General features: G+C 71.5%; 14 protein-coding genes. 8 read left to right on the top strand and 6 right to left on the bottom strand.

Translation table 11 applies throughout. The features are described from left to right. Nucleotide 1: 1 nt before the first annotated feature. The 4 genes from DLJ58_RS08880 to DLJ58_RS08895 all read right to left on the bottom strand — a co-directional run bounded on the left by DLJ58_RS08880 (nucleotide 2) and on the right by DLJ58_RS08895 (nucleotide 2966). A complete protein-coding gene (locus tag DLJ58_RS08880; protein WP_124854715.1) occupies nucleotides 2-511 on the bottom strand; it encodes a GNAT family N-acetyltransferase in 510 nt (169 codons plus the stop codon). Next, nucleotides 508-1437 (bottom strand): ribonuclease Z, encoded by a 930-nt coding sequence (locus DLJ58_RS08885; protein ID WP_124854716.1) that lies wholly within the window; start codon nucleotides 1435-1437, stop codon nucleotides 508-510. Before DLJ58_RS08885 ends, DLJ58_RS08880 begins: the two co-directional genes overlap by 4 nt. A gap of 368 nt (nucleotides 1438-1805) precedes the next feature. Then, a complete protein-coding gene (gene msrA, locus DLJ58_RS08890; RefSeq protein WP_124854717.1) occupies nucleotides 1806-2468 on the bottom strand; it encodes a peptide-methionine (S)-S-oxide reductase MsrA in 663 nt (220 codons plus the stop codon). 75 nt (nucleotides 2469-2543) lie between these two features. Further along, nucleotides 2544-2966 carry an HIT family protein gene (locus DLJ58_RS08895; protein ID WP_124854718.1) on the bottom strand — a complete coding sequence of 141 codons (423 nt, stop codon included), beginning with the start codon at nucleotides 2964-2966 and terminating at the stop codon, nucleotides 2544-2546. A gap of 140 nt (nucleotides 2967-3106) precedes the next feature. On the opposite strand from DLJ58_RS08895, the gene DLJ58_RS08900 reads away from it, so the two are divergent. From DLJ58_RS08900 to ilvA, 5 genes are all read left to right on the top strand, one after another. Continuing rightward, nucleotides 3107-3544 carry a YncE family protein gene (locus tag DLJ58_RS08900; RefSeq protein ID WP_124854719.1) on the top strand — a complete coding sequence of 146 codons (438 nt, stop codon included), beginning with the start codon at nucleotides 3107-3109 and terminating at the stop codon, nucleotides 3542-3544. A 57-nt stretch (nucleotides 3545-3601) separates the two neighbouring features. After that, a complete protein-coding gene (locus DLJ58_RS08905; protein ID WP_124854720.1) occupies nucleotides 3602-4150 on the top strand; it encodes a YncE family protein in 549 nt (182 codons plus the stop codon). Between the two features lie 110 nt (nucleotides 4151-4260). Next, the gene (locus DLJ58_RS08910) at nucleotides 4261-5403 is read left to right on the top strand and encodes a cystathionine gamma-synthase (RefSeq protein ID WP_091394199.1); all 1143 of its coding nucleotides are present in this window, start codon (nucleotides 4261-4263) and stop codon (nucleotides 5401-5403) included. A gap of 13 nt (nucleotides 5404-5416) precedes the next feature. Beyond that, a complete protein-coding gene (locus DLJ58_RS08915) occupies nucleotides 5417-6826 on the top strand; it encodes an amidase (RefSeq protein WP_124854721.1) in 1410 nt (469 codons plus the stop codon). Between the two features lie 68 nt (nucleotides 6827-6894). After that, the gene (ilvA, locus tag DLJ58_RS08920; RefSeq protein WP_124854722.1) at nucleotides 6895-8115 is read left to right on the top strand and encodes a threonine ammonia-lyase; all 1221 of its coding nucleotides are present in this window, start codon (nucleotides 6895-6897) and stop codon (nucleotides 8113-8115) included. Between the two features lie 96 nt (nucleotides 8116-8211). Here the strand turns inward: ilvA and greA are convergent, their stop codons facing one another. Together greA and DLJ58_RS08930 are read right to left on the bottom strand one after the other, a co-directional pair. Further along, on the bottom strand, nucleotides 8212-8709 hold the full coding sequence (greA, locus tag DLJ58_RS08925) for a transcription elongation factor GreA (RefSeq protein WP_124854723.1): 498 nt from the start codon (nucleotides 8707-8709) through the stop codon (nucleotides 8212-8214). Between the two features lie 156 nt (nucleotides 8710-8865). Then, entirely contained in the window at nucleotides 8866-9306 is a 441-nt protein-coding gene (locus DLJ58_RS08930) for a DUF4307 domain-containing protein (protein WP_124854724.1), read from the bottom strand. Between the two features lie 203 nt (nucleotides 9307-9509). Between DLJ58_RS08930 and mca the strand changes: the two genes are divergently transcribed. From mca to DLJ58_RS08945, 3 genes are all read left to right on the top strand, one after another. Beyond that, nucleotides 9510-10391, top strand: a complete 882-nt coding sequence (mca, locus tag DLJ58_RS08935; protein ID WP_124854725.1) for a mycothiol conjugate amidase Mca — start codon at nucleotides 9510-9512, stop codon at nucleotides 10389-10391. Between the two features lie 48 nt (nucleotides 10392-10439). After that, entirely contained in the window at nucleotides 10440-10733 is a 294-nt protein-coding gene (locus tag DLJ58_RS08940; protein ID WP_124854726.1) for a hypothetical protein, read from the top strand. A gap of 179 nt (nucleotides 10734-10912) precedes the next feature. Continuing rightward, nucleotides 10913-13444 (top strand): putative bifunctional diguanylate cyclase/phosphodiesterase, encoded by a 2532-nt coding sequence (locus DLJ58_RS08945; protein WP_124854727.1) that lies wholly within the window; start codon nucleotides 10913-10915, stop codon nucleotides 13442-13444. The last annotated feature ends 13 nt before the right edge of the window (nucleotides 13445-13457 follow it).

Below are 13457 nucleotides of genomic sequence, written 5' to 3' on the forward strand. Positions count from 1 at the left end.
CTCAGAGGGGGCGGGTGTAGCGGAGTTGTCGGGTCGGTGCTGAGCCGATCGCCTCGTCTCGTTCGTCGCCGGTCGGGGTCCAGCCGCCCCGCTCGTAGAACGAACGGGCGTGGGCGTTGTCCCGCAGCACCCAGAGCACGGCACGCCGCCAGCCTTGCGCCCGCATGGCGTCCAGGGCGTCCACCATCAGGGTGCGGCCGACGCCGCGCCCCTGCTCGGCCGGGTCGAGGTGGATCGCGTTGAGCAGCCCGGTGGCGGGGTCGTCCTCGTCGTCCGGGCCCAGGTGGCTGAACCCGACCAGCGCCCCGGCCCGCTCGGCCACTGTCATCCGGTGGGTGTCCCGCTCCCAGATCCACCGCTCGACCCAGTACCGCCCCATCGCCTCCGGTGTCGGGTCGGCCAGCGCCTCGGCCGGCAGGAAGGCGGAGTACGCGGCGACCCGGGAGCGCTGGTGCAGGGCACCCACCGCCATCAGGTCGCCTTCGGTCGCTGGGCGGAGCGTGACGGTCACCCGGCCGAGGCTACCCGGCGCGGCGGGAGCTGCACCGTGGTCAGATCCTCGGCGATGATCAGATCACCGTCGAAGTGCGCGCGCGCCTCGTCGTGGAACCGGCGCGGGTCCGGGTAGCGCTGGGAGAAGTGGGTGAGCACGAGTCGGCGTACCCCGGACTCGGTCGCCACGCGCGCGGCCTGCCCCGCGGTCAGGTGGCCGACCTCGGCGGCGAGCGCGGCCTCCGACTCCAGGAACGTCGACTCGATGACCAGCAGGTCGGCGTGCTCGGCGAGGGCGTACACCCCGTCGCAGAGGCCGGTGTCCATCACGAACGCGAACCGCTGCCCCGGCCGGGGCGCGCTCACCTCGGCCCGGGTGACGCGGCGTCCGTCGAGGTCCAGGTGCCCGACGCGGATCAGCTCGCCGACGGCCGGTCCGGCGATGCCGTACGCGGCCAGCTTCTCCGGCAGCATCCGGTGCCCGTCCGGCTCGACCAGCCGGTAGCCGTACGTCTCGATGGGGTGCCGGAGCCGGCGTGCCTCCAGCGTGCCGCAGCGCAGGGCGATCCGCTGCCCGTCCGCCTCGATGGGCTCGACCCGCAGCTCGGCCGTCTCGTAGAAGGAGGTGGCGTACCGCAGCCGGGCGAAGTATTCGGCGCCGCCGGCGGGGAAGTGCACGGCGACCGGGTGCGCCACCCGGTCCAGGGAGAGTCGCTGGATGGTGCCGGGCAGGCCCAGGCAGTGGTCGCCGTGGAAGTGGGTGACGCAGATCCGGGTCAGGTCGGTGGCGGTGACCGTCGTGTGCAGGAGCTGACGTTGGCTGCCCTCACCCGGGTCGAAGAGGATCACCTCGTCGTCCCAGCGCAACACGTACCCGTTGTGGTTGCGCTGACGGGTCGGCGCCTGGCTGGCCGTCCCCAGCACCACCAGCTCGCGCATGGACATGGCCACTCCCGCGGATATGGAGCGACCCCCGGGGCGCTCCGCGCATGTGCGCGGGCCGGCTGGACTTGGCCGGCACCCCGGGGGTCGGGTGGCTGTCGTGGATTCGCCGCACCGCTGCCACACGGTCTCGACGATGGTGCTTTTTGCCCGCCTCGCGGCAGGCCGATCACTGTCGAGGACAGCGGCTAGCTGACAGCCACCTCACGAGTCCGATTGCTATACAAGTCTGGACCACCTCCTTTCACGTGTACGGCCACGTTATCGAGTTCTCGTCGGGCTCGGCAACGGATTTCGATCACAGGCCGAACGGGAATGCCCGGCACACCTCATCGGCGGCCGGGCATCACACGTGTGGTGGTACGTCGTGGTCAGCCGCCGACTCGGGCGACTCCGACCGGGCAGCTCAGCCCGTTCGGGCCGTGGTTGCAGTACCCGTTCGGGTTCTTGGTCGGCGCCAGGTACTGCTGGTGGTAGTCCTCGGCGAAGTAGTAGCTGCCGAGCGGGGCGATCTCGGTGGTGATCTCACCCTTGCCGGCCCGCGTCACGATCGGCTGGAACGCGTCCCGGGACGACTCCGCGATGGTCCGCTGCTCGTCGGTGGTCGTGTAGATCGCCGAGCGGTACTGGGTGCCGACGTCGTTGCCCTGGCGCATCCCCTGGGTCGGGTCGTGGTTCTCCCAGAAGACCTTCAGCAGATCCTCATAGTTGATCTTGCTGGGGTCGTACACCACCTGGACGACCTCGGCGTGCCCGGTCCGGCCGGAACACGTCTCCTCGTACGTCGGGTTCTTGGTGATGCCACCCGCGTAACCGGCGGAGGTGGTGTAGACGCCGGGCAGCGTCCAGAACAGCCGCTCGGCACCCCAGAAACAGCCCATGCCGAAGACCGCGACCTGAAGGCCCTCAGGGAACGGGCCCTTCAACGGGGTGCCCAGCACCTCGTGGCGGTCGGCGACCGGCATGGCGATCGGACGGCCCGGCAGGGCCTGGTCGGGCGAGACCATATCGGCGTTCATTCGGCGCAAAAACACGGTGGGATCTCCTCTCGTACCACTCCCAGCGTGTAACACCGGAGGGTCCACCTTCCTTACCCGCGTGACCGTCAGTCAGGCCCCGGCGGGGAGCGCCGCCGCGATCCGGTCCGCGTACGTCTGGGCCTCGGTGTCGTCGTCGTACCGGGTGCGTGGCCAGAAGAAGCCACGCAACCCGTCGCCCTTGGTGCGCGGGACCACGTGGGTGTGCAGGTGGGGCACCGATTGGGACACCTTGTTGTTCATCGCCACGAACGTCCCACCGGCACCGAGAGCGGTCTCCACCGCCACCGCCAGCCGCTGGACCATGGCGAAGTAGTCGGGCAGCAGGTCGGCCGGCAACTCCGCCAGGGTCACCAGGTGCACCCGGGGCACCACCAGGACATGCCCCTTGAACACCGGCCGGGTGTCCAGGAACGCCACCCCGTCCGGGGTGTCGGCCACCCGGAACGCCGGCACCTCGCCCGTCACGATCCCGCAGAACACGCAACCGCTCATCAAGCCAGGCTATGTCGGCGGCCTCGCGGGTCACGGTGCCCCCCACGCGTCAATCGGCTGTGGTACCCATCTACGTGAATGGATGAGCCGGGACGATCCCGGCCATCGGCGTGCGCGTCGATGCTCCGAAAGGACCAAGCTTGCAGATCAGAAGAGGTCTCACCCTGGCGCTGGCGGCGCTGACCGCCGGGCTGCTCACCGGCGCGGTCCCGGGCCACGCCCGGGCGGCCGCCGCGCAGACCGCCACCCCACTGCCGCTGAACACGGTGGCCGACGTGGTGTCGGCCGGTGACCGGGTCTTCGTCAGTGGTGGCAGTTCCGCCACCGATGTCGTGGTGACCAGCGCGACAGGCACTGTGGTCGGCACGCTGTCGGGCTTGCCCGGCCCCACCGACCTGCTGCTCAGCGCCGACCGGCGGACCCTCTACGTGGCGCTGCCCACCGCCAACGCCATCGCCGCCTTCGACACCGGCTCGCTGCTCGAGTCCGCCCGGTACGACACCGGAGCGGGCGAGTGCCCGTCGTCGCTGGCGTTGACCGGGCGGTACCTGTGGTTCGGCTACGGCTGTGACCAGTGAGGCGGCAACATCGGCCAGATCGACCTGGGGCGCCAGCCGGCCCGGCTGACGACTGGGATGGCCACCACTCAGGATTTCTACGGCGCCCCGCTGCTGACCGCCGCCAGCCAGAACCGTTCGGTGCTGCTGGCCGGGCAGATGTCGTTGAGCCCGGCGTCGGTCTACGCGTACGCGATCGGAACCGGAGGAACGCTGACCCTGCTGCGGGCCAACGACTGGACGGCGATCGGCAGCAACCTGCAGGACATCGCCCTCGACCCGACCGGCACCACCCTCTACACCGCGGCCGGTGCCCCGTACGAGGTGCAGGCGTTCCCGTTCGCCGACATCACCACCCCCTCGGCGATCTTCCCCACCGGCGCCTACCCGGCCGCCGTCGAGCCGTCCCGCGACGGCACCAGGATCGCCGCCGCGGCGGACACTTCGTACCTGTTCGTCTATCGGCCGGACGGAACCGAACTGACCCGCTTCGTGCTGGGAGGCGGTGAGCTGAGCCGGGGTGGGCTGGCCTGGTCGCCGAACGGTGCACGGCTCTACGCGCTTTCCTACGACTGGACCGGGAGGAACCAGGCCACCCTGCACGTCCTGCCCGTACCGGCCGGCTGACCGACCGTCGGCCCCTGGCTGGCACGCGGGGGCCGGGCCGGAAGGCCCGGCCCCCACCGGGAGCGCGGGTTCCGTTCCAGCCCTCGGGACGGGGCACTAGCCTCACCAGAATGAGTCACGGCTTCGAGACGCTCGCCATCCACGCCGGTCAGGACCCTGAGGCCCGCACCGGCGCGGTGATCCCACCGATCTACCAGACCAGCACGTACGCCCAGGACGCCGTCGGCGCACCTCGCCTCGGCTACGAGTACAGCCGCTCCGGCAACCCGACCCGTGATGCACTCCAGGAGTGCCTGGCGGCGCTGGAGGGCGGGCCGGTGGGGCTCGCCTTCGCCAGCGGCCTGGCGGCGGAGGACACCCTGCTGCGGGCCGTGTGCCAGCCCGGCGACCACGTGGTGATCCCGGACGACGCTTACGGCGGCACGTACCGGCTCTTCGCCCGGGTCGCCCAGCGCTGGGGCCTGGAGTTCAGCCCGGCCAAGGTCTCCGACCCGGACGCGGTCCGGGCGGCCGTGCAGCCCGGCCGCACGAAGATCGTCTGGGTGGAGACGCCAACCAACCCGCTGCTCGGCATCGCCGACATCGCCGCGCTGGCCGCCGTGGCACACGATGCGGGCGCCCTGCTGGTGGTGGACAACACCTTCGCCTCGCCGTACCTCCAGCAGCCGATCGCCTTCGGCGCGGACGTGGTGGTGCACTCCACCACCAAGTACGTCGGCGGGCACTCCGACGTGGTCGGTGGCGCTCTCGTCGTCGCCGACGCCGGGCTCGGCGAGGAGTTGCGCTACCACCAGAACGCGATGGGCGCGATCAACGGTCCGTTCGACGCCTGGCTCACCCTGCGGGGCATCAAGACCCTCGGGGTACGCATGGACCGGCACTGCGACAACGCCGAGCGGCTCGCCGCGTACCTCGACGGTCACGCCAAGGTCGCCCAGGTGCTCTATCCGGGGCTACCCTCGCACCCCGGTCACGAGGTGGCCGCCAAGCAGATGCGCCGGTTCGGCGGCATGATCTCGTTCCGCGCCGCCGGTGGTGAGGACCACGCAGTGGACATCTGCAACCGGGCCAAGCTCTTCGTGCTCGCCGAGTCGCTGGGCGGTGTGGAATCCCTGATCGAGCACCCGGGTCGGATGACACACGCAAGTGCTGCCGGCTCGCCGCTTGAAGTTCCCGGCGATCTCGTGCGACTGTCTGTCGGCATCGAGACGGTCGACGACCTACTCGCCGATCTGGAGCAGGCGCTGGGCTGACCGCTGGGGGAGGATGGCCGTGCAGGACATCATGGCGACCTGGGTCGGAGCGACCGCAAAGCAGATTGCCCGGGGCGTACGCCGAGGTGACGTCTCGGCGACCCAGGTCGTCGCCGACCACCTCGAGTACATCTCCCGAGCCGACCGTGAGCTGGCCGCGTTCCGCGCCGTTCGCGGCGGTGAGGCGATCACCGAGGCGGAGAAGGTCGACGAGCAGGAGGACCTGGCCAACCTGCCGCTGGCCGGGGTTCCGGTGGCGGTCAAGGAGAACACCCCGGTCGCCGGCCTCCCCACCTGGAACGGGTCGGCCGCCGCCCGCACCGACGTGGCGGAGGCCGACCACGAGGTGGTGCGTCGGCTGCGCGGCGCCGGTGCGGTGATCCTCGGCGTGACCCGGATGCCCGAGCTGGGGCTGTGGGCACTGACCGACGACGACAGTGCGGTTACCCGTAACCCGTGGGACAGCACGCGTACGCCCGGTGGGTCCTCGGGTGGTGCCGCCGCCGCGGTCGCCGCCGGGCTGGTCCCGATCGCGCACGCCAACGACGGTCTCGGCTCGATCCGGATTCCCGCGGCCTGCTGCGGGCTCGTCGGGCTCAAGCCCGGTCGGGGCGTGGTCCCCTGCCAGCTCGGGGCGGACGACTGGTTCGGCCTCACCGAGCACGGCATGCTGACCAGCACCGTCGCCGACGCGGCGGTCGGCTTCTCGGTGCTCGCCGGCCGGCGTCCCGAGAAGCTGGTTCCCCCGCAGCGGCTGCGGGTGGGTGTCTCGCTGCGCTCCCCGGTGCGCGGTGTCGCACCGGACGCGCCCAACCGGGACGCGGTCGCCGCCGCCGGTCGGCTCCTCGCCGCCGCCGGGCACGACACCGTGCCGGCCGATCCGGTCTACCCGACCGCGCTCGGCCTGCAGGGCATCGCCACCTGGTTCGCCGCTGCCGCAACCGACGTCCGGGCCTCCGGTCTGGACCGGCGTGGCCTGCAACGGCGTACCCGGCGGCACGTCGCGCTCGGCGAGTGGGCGCAGCGTCGCGGCTACGTGCGGGAGGCGGACCGGGCCGCCTGGCGGCAACGGTCGGTCGACTTCTTCACCGATCACTCGGTCGACCTGCTGCTCACCCCGGCGCTGGCCAGCGCGCCACCGGAGGCGGCCCGCTGGTCGGAGCGGTCCTGGCGGGCGAACATGACAGCCAACATCCGGTACGCCCCGTACGCCGCACCCTGGAACATCGCCGGCCTGCCGGCGGTCGTCGTGCCGGTCGGCCGCCGCCCGGACGGCCTGCCGGTCGCCGTGCAGCTGGTCGGTCCGCCCGGCTCGGAGCTGCTGCTGCTCGGTGTGGCCGGTCAGTTCGAGATGGCCGCCCCGTGGACGCGCCACGCTCCCGGTTATCCCCGCGTCGAAACGGGGTCGTCGGCCACCGCGTGATCGTCTCCCGCACGCCTCGCACCGGTGTCGCCGCAGGGTGCCCCGGGGTCGAATGGCACGATCGGGGCATGACGGAACTGGTCGGTCTCGACGACGTGCGGGCCGCACGGGAGTTGCTCGCTGGCGTCACCCGTACCACCCCACTGGAGCCCTCCCGGCCGCTCAGCGCAGCGCTGGGCGGGCCGACGTGGCTCAAGTGCGAGAACGTGCAGCGCGCCGGCTCGTACAAGGTGCGGGGCGCCTACGTGCGGATCTCCCGGTTGTCGGCGGCGGAGCGGGAGCGCGGCGTGGTCGCGGCGAGCGCGGGCAACCACGCGCAGGGAGTGGCTCTCGCTGCCGGCCTGGTCGGCACGCACGCCACCGTCTTCATGCCGGTCAACGCGCCGCTGCCGAAGGTCGCCGCCACCAAGGGGTACGGCGCGCAGGTCGAGTTGGCCGGGAACACCGTCGACGAGTCGCTGGTCGCGGCGCACACGTACGCAGAGCGCACCGGCGCGGTGCTGATCCACCCGTTCGACCACCCCGATGTGATCGCCGGGCAGGGCACTGTGGCGCTGGAGATCCTCGAACAGTGCCCCGAGGTGAAGACGATCATCACCGGGGTGGGTGGCGGCGGTCTGATCTCGGGTATGGCGGTGGCCGCGAAGGCGTTGCGCCCGGACGTCCGGATCATCGGCGTGCAGGCGGCCGGGGCGGCGGCGTTCCCGCCCTCACTGGTGGCCGGGGAACCGGTCCGGCTGCCCGTTTTCTCCACCATCGCCGACGGCATCGCGGTCGGCCGACCGGGCGAGATCACCTTCAACCACGTGCGCAAGCTGGTCGACGAGATCGTCACCGTCTCCGAGGAGGACATCTCCCGGGCCCTGCTGATGCTGCTGGAGCGGGGCAAGCAGGTGGTCGAGCCGGCCGGGGCGGTCGGTGTGGCCGCGCTGCTGGCCGGCGTGGTCGAGGTGGAGACGCCGGTGGTCGCGGTGCTCTCCGGCGGCAACATCGACCCGTTGCTGATGCTGCGGGTGATCGAGCACGGGTTGGCCGCAGCGGGTCGCTACCTGCGGGTGACCGTCCGCTGTTCGGACCGGCCGGGGCAGCTCGCGTCGCTGCTCAGCCAGATCGCCGAGCACCGGGCCAACGTGGTGGACGTGGAGCACCAGCGGGCCAACCCGCACCTCGGCCTCGGCGAGGTGGAGGTGGCGCTGTCGGTGGAGACCCGGGGCGTCGAGCACTCGGACACCCTGATCAGCGCCCTACGGGCCAGTGGCTACCAGGTGGTCTTCGCGGCCGAGGCGTGACACCGGTGGGTGCCACGCCTCGGATGCGCGGTGTGTCGACAGCGGGTGCCGGGGTCGGTCGAGCCGGCCGGCAGCGGGTGACGCGATCGGCGACGGTCAGCCGGAGAACGGCTCGAAGCTGACCACTGTCACCTTGATGTCGGCGCCGCTGGGCGCCGTGTAGGTGCAGGTCTGCCCGGCGCGGCCGCCCAGGATCGCCTTGCCCAGCGCGGACTCGGGGCTGTAGACGGTCAGGTCGGTGGTGGCGGCGATCTCCCGGGAACCGAGCAGGAAGGTCTCGGTGTCGTTCGTGTCGTCGTCGAAGTAGATCGTCACCACCATGCCGGGCGACACCGCGTCCGCCGTCGGCGCCGCGCCGACCTTCGCGGTGCGCAGCAGCTCCTGGAGGTAGCGGATGCGGCCCTCGGCCTTGCCCTGCTCCTCGCGGGCGGCGTGGTAGCCGCCGTTCTCCTTCAGGTCGCCCTCCTCGCGCCGAGCGTTGATCTCAGCTGCGATCGCCGGACGGTTGGCGATGTGCTCGTCGAGCTCGGCCTGGAGGCGGTCGTACGCGTCCTGCGACAGCCAGGTGGCGGGCGCCTCGTTGCCAGTGGACACAGGCGTTCTCCTCAGTTGTGCGTGGCTGGCTGACAGGTGAACTACCAAGTTACCAGTGCGGAACGACACAGCGTGTCGGCCAACACCGCCGGTGTCCGGATCCGACACCGCCGGTAGGCGCCCCGTCAGCCCCGCTCTTGGCGCTGTTCTGGCAGCTCAGGACGGTGGCAGACAGCGCAGGACCTCGCCGATGAACGGCCGCGCGGTGGTGGCCAGGCGGTGCTGGGTCTTGACGTGCCGATCCCCGGGATCGGCGGTCACGGTGACCTGTTCGCGGCCGACCTCGGCACCGGCACGGTCCCGGGCGCGCAGCACGCAGACCGCTGATCCACCGGGCGGGACGGTCACCCGAAAGTCGACAAGCACCTGCTTGTCCGTGATGTCGGTGTACGTGATCACCTGGGCGTCGTAGACCGGGTCGCCGTACTGGCGGTAGAGCCGGACCGAAATCACGGTCAGCGTCGCCACGAGCGCCAACAGCGCCAGCGTGGCCAGCAGCGTACGGCGGCGCTTTCCGCCCGGTGCCCGACGGCGGCCGTAGCGTCCGGCCGGGAATACCGGCGCGCCTGGTGAAATTGTGGCGTGCGTCTCGGTCACCGGCGGGTATCTCCTGGCGTTGTTGTCGGCGGCATCGGCAAGAATGACAGAGCCCCATCCTCCCACCCCGTCCAGCGGCAGGAATGGCAGGTCATGCCCGGCGCTGGTGGCCGGTGACAGGGTGCGGTGAGGAAAGATCCCGGCAGGTCAGCCGGTCGAGCCCGGTCGGGTCCACCGTCCGGCACAGACGAGGAGCGCCGAAGTTGGCAGAGCAACTGCGTCTCATGGCCGTGCACGCGCACCCGGACGACGAGTCGAGCAAGGGCGCGGCGACGACGGCGAAATATGTCGCTCAGGGGGTGGACGTCCTGGTCGTGACGTGCACCGGTGGCGAGCGCGGGAGCGTGCTCAACCCCAAGCTCGACCGACCCGACGTGTGGGCCAACATCGGCGAGATCCGGCGTGCCGAGATGGACGCCGCGCGGGCGATCCTCGGCGTCGACCAGGCCTGGCTGGGCTTCGTCGACTCGGGTCTGCCCGAGGGTGATCCGCTGCCGCCGCTGCCCGAGGGCTGTTTCGCCCTCCAGGACGTCGAGGTCGCCGCAGGCCCGCTGGTGCGGCTGATGCGCGAGTTCCGTCCGCACGTGGTGACCACGTACGACGAGGAGGGTGGCTACCCGCACCCGGACCACATCATGTGCCACAAGGTGAGCGTGGCCGCGTTCGAGGCCGCCGGTGACCCGGAGCGCTACCCGGAGTTGGGCGCGCCCTGGCAGCCGCTGAAGCTCTACTACGACATCGGCTTCTCCAAGGGCAAGATCATGGCTTTGCACGAGGGCATGCTGGCCGCCGGTCTGGAGTCGCCCTACGAGGAGTGGCTCAAGCGGTGGGAGGATCGCCCCGACAAGGGCCCGCGGATCACCACCCGGGTCGAGTGCGCCGAATACTTCCCGGTCCGCGATGACGCGCTGCGCGCCCACGCCACCCAGGTCGACCCGGACGGCTTCTGGTTCCACGTGCCGATGGAGCTCCAGAAACGCGCCTGGCCGACCGAGGATTACGAGCTGGCCCGCTCGATGGTCGACAGTCCGCTGCCCGAGTCCGATCTCTTCGCCGGGGTGCGGGAGACGGCGCACGCGCGCTGATTCCCGGCAGGGCTACCCTGGTTACCAACCGCACATCGGAGGAACGCCATGCTGACCGCTGCCCAGGTGCTCGCGGAGAACAACTTCGGGGACACCCGCACGGGTGGTCTGGCCGGGCCGATGGGCCTCTTCCTCATCCTGCTGCTGGCCACCGCGACCATCCTGCTGATCCGCAACATGAACGCTCGGCTGCGACGTCTGCCGGACCGTTTCCCCCAGCAGTCCGGGCCGACCGACCCGACCAGGGTCGATGCGGCAGTCGTCGATCCGACAGACGGGACCGGGGGGCGTGATTCATCCCCGCCCGCTCCCGACGGGCACCAGCAGCACCTGAACGGGTAGTCCGCGCGTGAATCACGCTGAACCGGGTGGTCGCCCCCTGTTGCGGCCACCCGGTTTGGCTTAGCCTTCCGCCGGGGGGACCAAAAGTCTCCGAGCCGTGTGCGGGAGGGGGCGCCGATGACCAGCACAGCACCGGCCGCCCACCGCGACGTCGGTCGGTCGGCTGACGGGGGAGGTCGATGACCTCCGGTCCGGCCGACGACCCGTTCGATCGGCTCGGGGTGCGTGGCACACCGGGCCGGCTGCTCGTGCTCACCGCCGCCGTCACGCTGACCGCCCTGGCCGCCGCCGCGGTCGGGTTGACCCTTCCGGTCCGGCTGCCGGCCGACGACCCCCTCGGCGGTCCGGCCCGCTTCGGCATCGCCGTCGCCGTCCTGGCCCTCGCCCAGCTCGCCCGGCTGCGCTTCCGCTCGGCCGCCGGCATGGTCAGCATCACCTGGGGCGAGGCGGCCCTGATCGTCTGCCTCTACCTGACTCCAGCCGGCTGGCTCCCGTCCGCCACGCTGCTCGGCACCGGGCTGGCCTGGACGTTGCTGTCACTGCACAACGACCGCCGTCCGGCCCTGGAGATAGTCCGGATCGCCGCGTCGCTGGCCGCCGCGTCGGCACTGGCCGTCTCCGTGACCACCGCGCTCGGGCGGCCGCTGCTCTCGCCACCCACCCCGATCCTGGCGCTGGCCGTGATCGCCGGTTCGGTGACGTACCTCCTGGTGACCGCCTGGCTCGGCGGCGTGACGCTGGGCCTGCGGCACGGGCTGCCGATCGGGCCACCGCTGCTCGCCGCGCTGCGCGGCAAGCTGCTGATGTTCGTCGGCAACGTGGCGGTCGGCCTCGTTGTGGTCGCCCTGCTGGAACTCGACCCACGCTGGTTGCTGTTGCTGCCGCCGCTGCTGTGGCTGTTGCAGCAGACCTACCGTTACCGGCTGCGCTCCGATCAGGAGCGCCGCACCTGGCGTGCCTTCGCCGAGGCCACCGCGGCCCTCAACCAGCTCGACGAGCGGGGCGTGGCCAGCGCGGCGGTCACCGGGGCGCTGACGCTGTTCAACGCCGAGCTGGTGGACGTCGACGTGGCCCGGGCCGACGGCCGGTGGCACCGCTACCGGGGCGACGCCAGCGGTCAGCTGGTCGACCGGGAGACCGGCTCACCGGACCAGTCGGAGCCGGACGAGCACGAGCTCAGCCGGGCGCTGTCGGTCGGCGCCACGCCGGTCGGTCGGCTGCGGGTGCGGTTCCCCCGCTCGGCCCCGCCCACGGCCCGGGAACGTGACGCGGTGGCCGCGTTCGGCGACGCCCTCGCCGCCGCGCTGCACGACGCCGCGACCCACCACGAGCTGCGGCTGGTGACCGCCCGTTCGTCGTACGAGGCGGTGCACGACCCGCTCACCGGGCTGGCCAACCGGGCGGCGATGCTGAGCAAGGGCGACCAGTCGCTGCGACAGCTCAGCCACGACCACCCGGTGGCGCTGCTGCTGCTGGACATCAACCAGTTCAAGGAAGTCAACGACACCCTCGGCCACGCGGCAGGTGACCAGCTGCTGCGACTGACCGCGAACCGACTCAACGCGCTGGTCCGCGCCGGTGACCTGCTCGGTCGACTCGGTGGCGACGAGTTCGCCCTGCTGCTCACGGCGGTGCCGGTGCTCGGCGATCGGACCGCCCCGATGGCCCACGCGTTGCGTCAGGCCCGCGAGATCGCCGAACGGCTGGCCGCACCGACCGAGGTGGCCGGCGTGCGGATGTCCATCGAGGTCTCGGTCGGGGTGGTGGTGGCCGCCGCGGGCACTGCGGACCTGACCGAGCTGCTGCGTCGGGCCGACATCGCGATGTACCAGGCCAAGGAGGGCGGCGGCAACGTCGCCGCGTACGACGGCGCGCGCGACGCGGCCAGCACCGACCAGCTCGCCCTGCTGGCCGAGCTGCGTGAGGCGTTGAAAGTCGACGATCAGCTGGTGCTGGCGTTGCAGCCGGCGGTCGACCTGGCCACCGGTGCGCCCACCGGGGTGGAGGCGCTGATCCGTTGGCAGCACCCCCGGCGTGGGTGGCTGAACCCGGCCGACTTCATCCGGCCGGTGGAAAACAGCGAGCAGCTCGGCACCTTCACCCGCTACGTGCTGAACAAGGCGCTCAGTGTGGCCGCCAGTTGGGCCCGGGAGGGGTTGGACGTCCCGATCTCGGTCAACCTCTCGGCGCGCAGCCTGCTCGACCCCCGCTTACCGGCGGAGATCGCCGAGGCGTTGCGCCGCCACCAGGTGCCGCCGCACCGGCTCGTTCTGGAGATCACCGAGACGGTGGTGATGAGCGAGCTGGAGGTCATCGACGAGGTGCTGGCGACGCTCCGGTCGATGGGCGTGCAACTCGCGGTCGACGACTTCGGCACCGGCTTCTCGTCGCTGACCTTCCTCACCCGGATCGCGGTGGACGAGTTGAAGGTGGACCGTTCCTTCGTCATCCGGATGGCCGACTCGCCGGAGGCCGCCGCGATCGTCCGGACGACCGTCGGCCTCGCTCACGAGCTGGGGCTGCGGGTGGTCGCCGAAGGGGTGGAGACCGCCGAGCAGCGGATCGCCCTGGCCGAGCTGGGTTGCACCTCCGCGCAGGGCTACCACTTCTTCAAGCCCATGCCGGCGGACAAGATCGGCGCGGTGCTGGGGTCGCTGCGCGACTCGGCGGAGTCGAACGTGTTCCGGCTCCGCGCCGACGGCGCGTCCTGACCTGAAGTCAGGG

Origin of the sequence: Micromonospora arida (assembly GCF_003857035.1) — a bacterium.
Classification (GTDB): Bacteria; Actinomycetota; Actinomycetes; order Mycobacteriales; family Micromonosporaceae; genus Micromonospora; species Micromonospora arida.

Bases quoted from the DNA above. Each gene is read 5' to 3' on its own strand.
- DLJ58_RS08885 (WP_124854716.1), bottom strand. From the start codon at position 1,437: ATGTCCATGCGCGAGCTGGTGGTGCTGGGGACGGCCAGCCAGGCGCCG.
- DLJ58_RS08895 (WP_124854718.1), bottom strand. From the start codon at position 2,966: ATGAGCGGTTGCGTGTTCTGCGGGATCGTGACGGGCGAGGTGCCGGCG.
- DLJ58_RS08905 (WP_124854720.1), top strand. From the start codon at position 3,602: ATGGCCACCACTCAGGATTTCTACGGCGCCCCGCTGCTGACCGCCGCC.
- DLJ58_RS08910 (WP_091394199.1), top strand. From the start codon at position 4,261: ATGAGTCACGGCTTCGAGACGCTCGCCATCCACGCCGGTCAGGACCCT.
- DLJ58_RS08915 (WP_124854721.1), top strand. From the start codon at position 5,417: ATGGCCGTGCAGGACATCATGGCGACCTGGGTCGGAGCGACCGCAAAG.
- ilvA (WP_124854722.1), top strand. From the start codon at position 6,895: ATGACGGAACTGGTCGGTCTCGACGACGTGCGGGCCGCACGGGAGTTG.
- DLJ58_RS08940 (WP_124854726.1), top strand. From the start codon at position 10,440: ATGCTGACCGCTGCCCAGGTGCTCGCGGAGAACAACTTCGGGGACACC.
- DLJ58_RS08945 (WP_124854727.1), top strand. From the start codon at position 10,913: ATGACCTCCGGTCCGGCCGACGACCCGTTCGATCGGCTCGGGGTGCGT.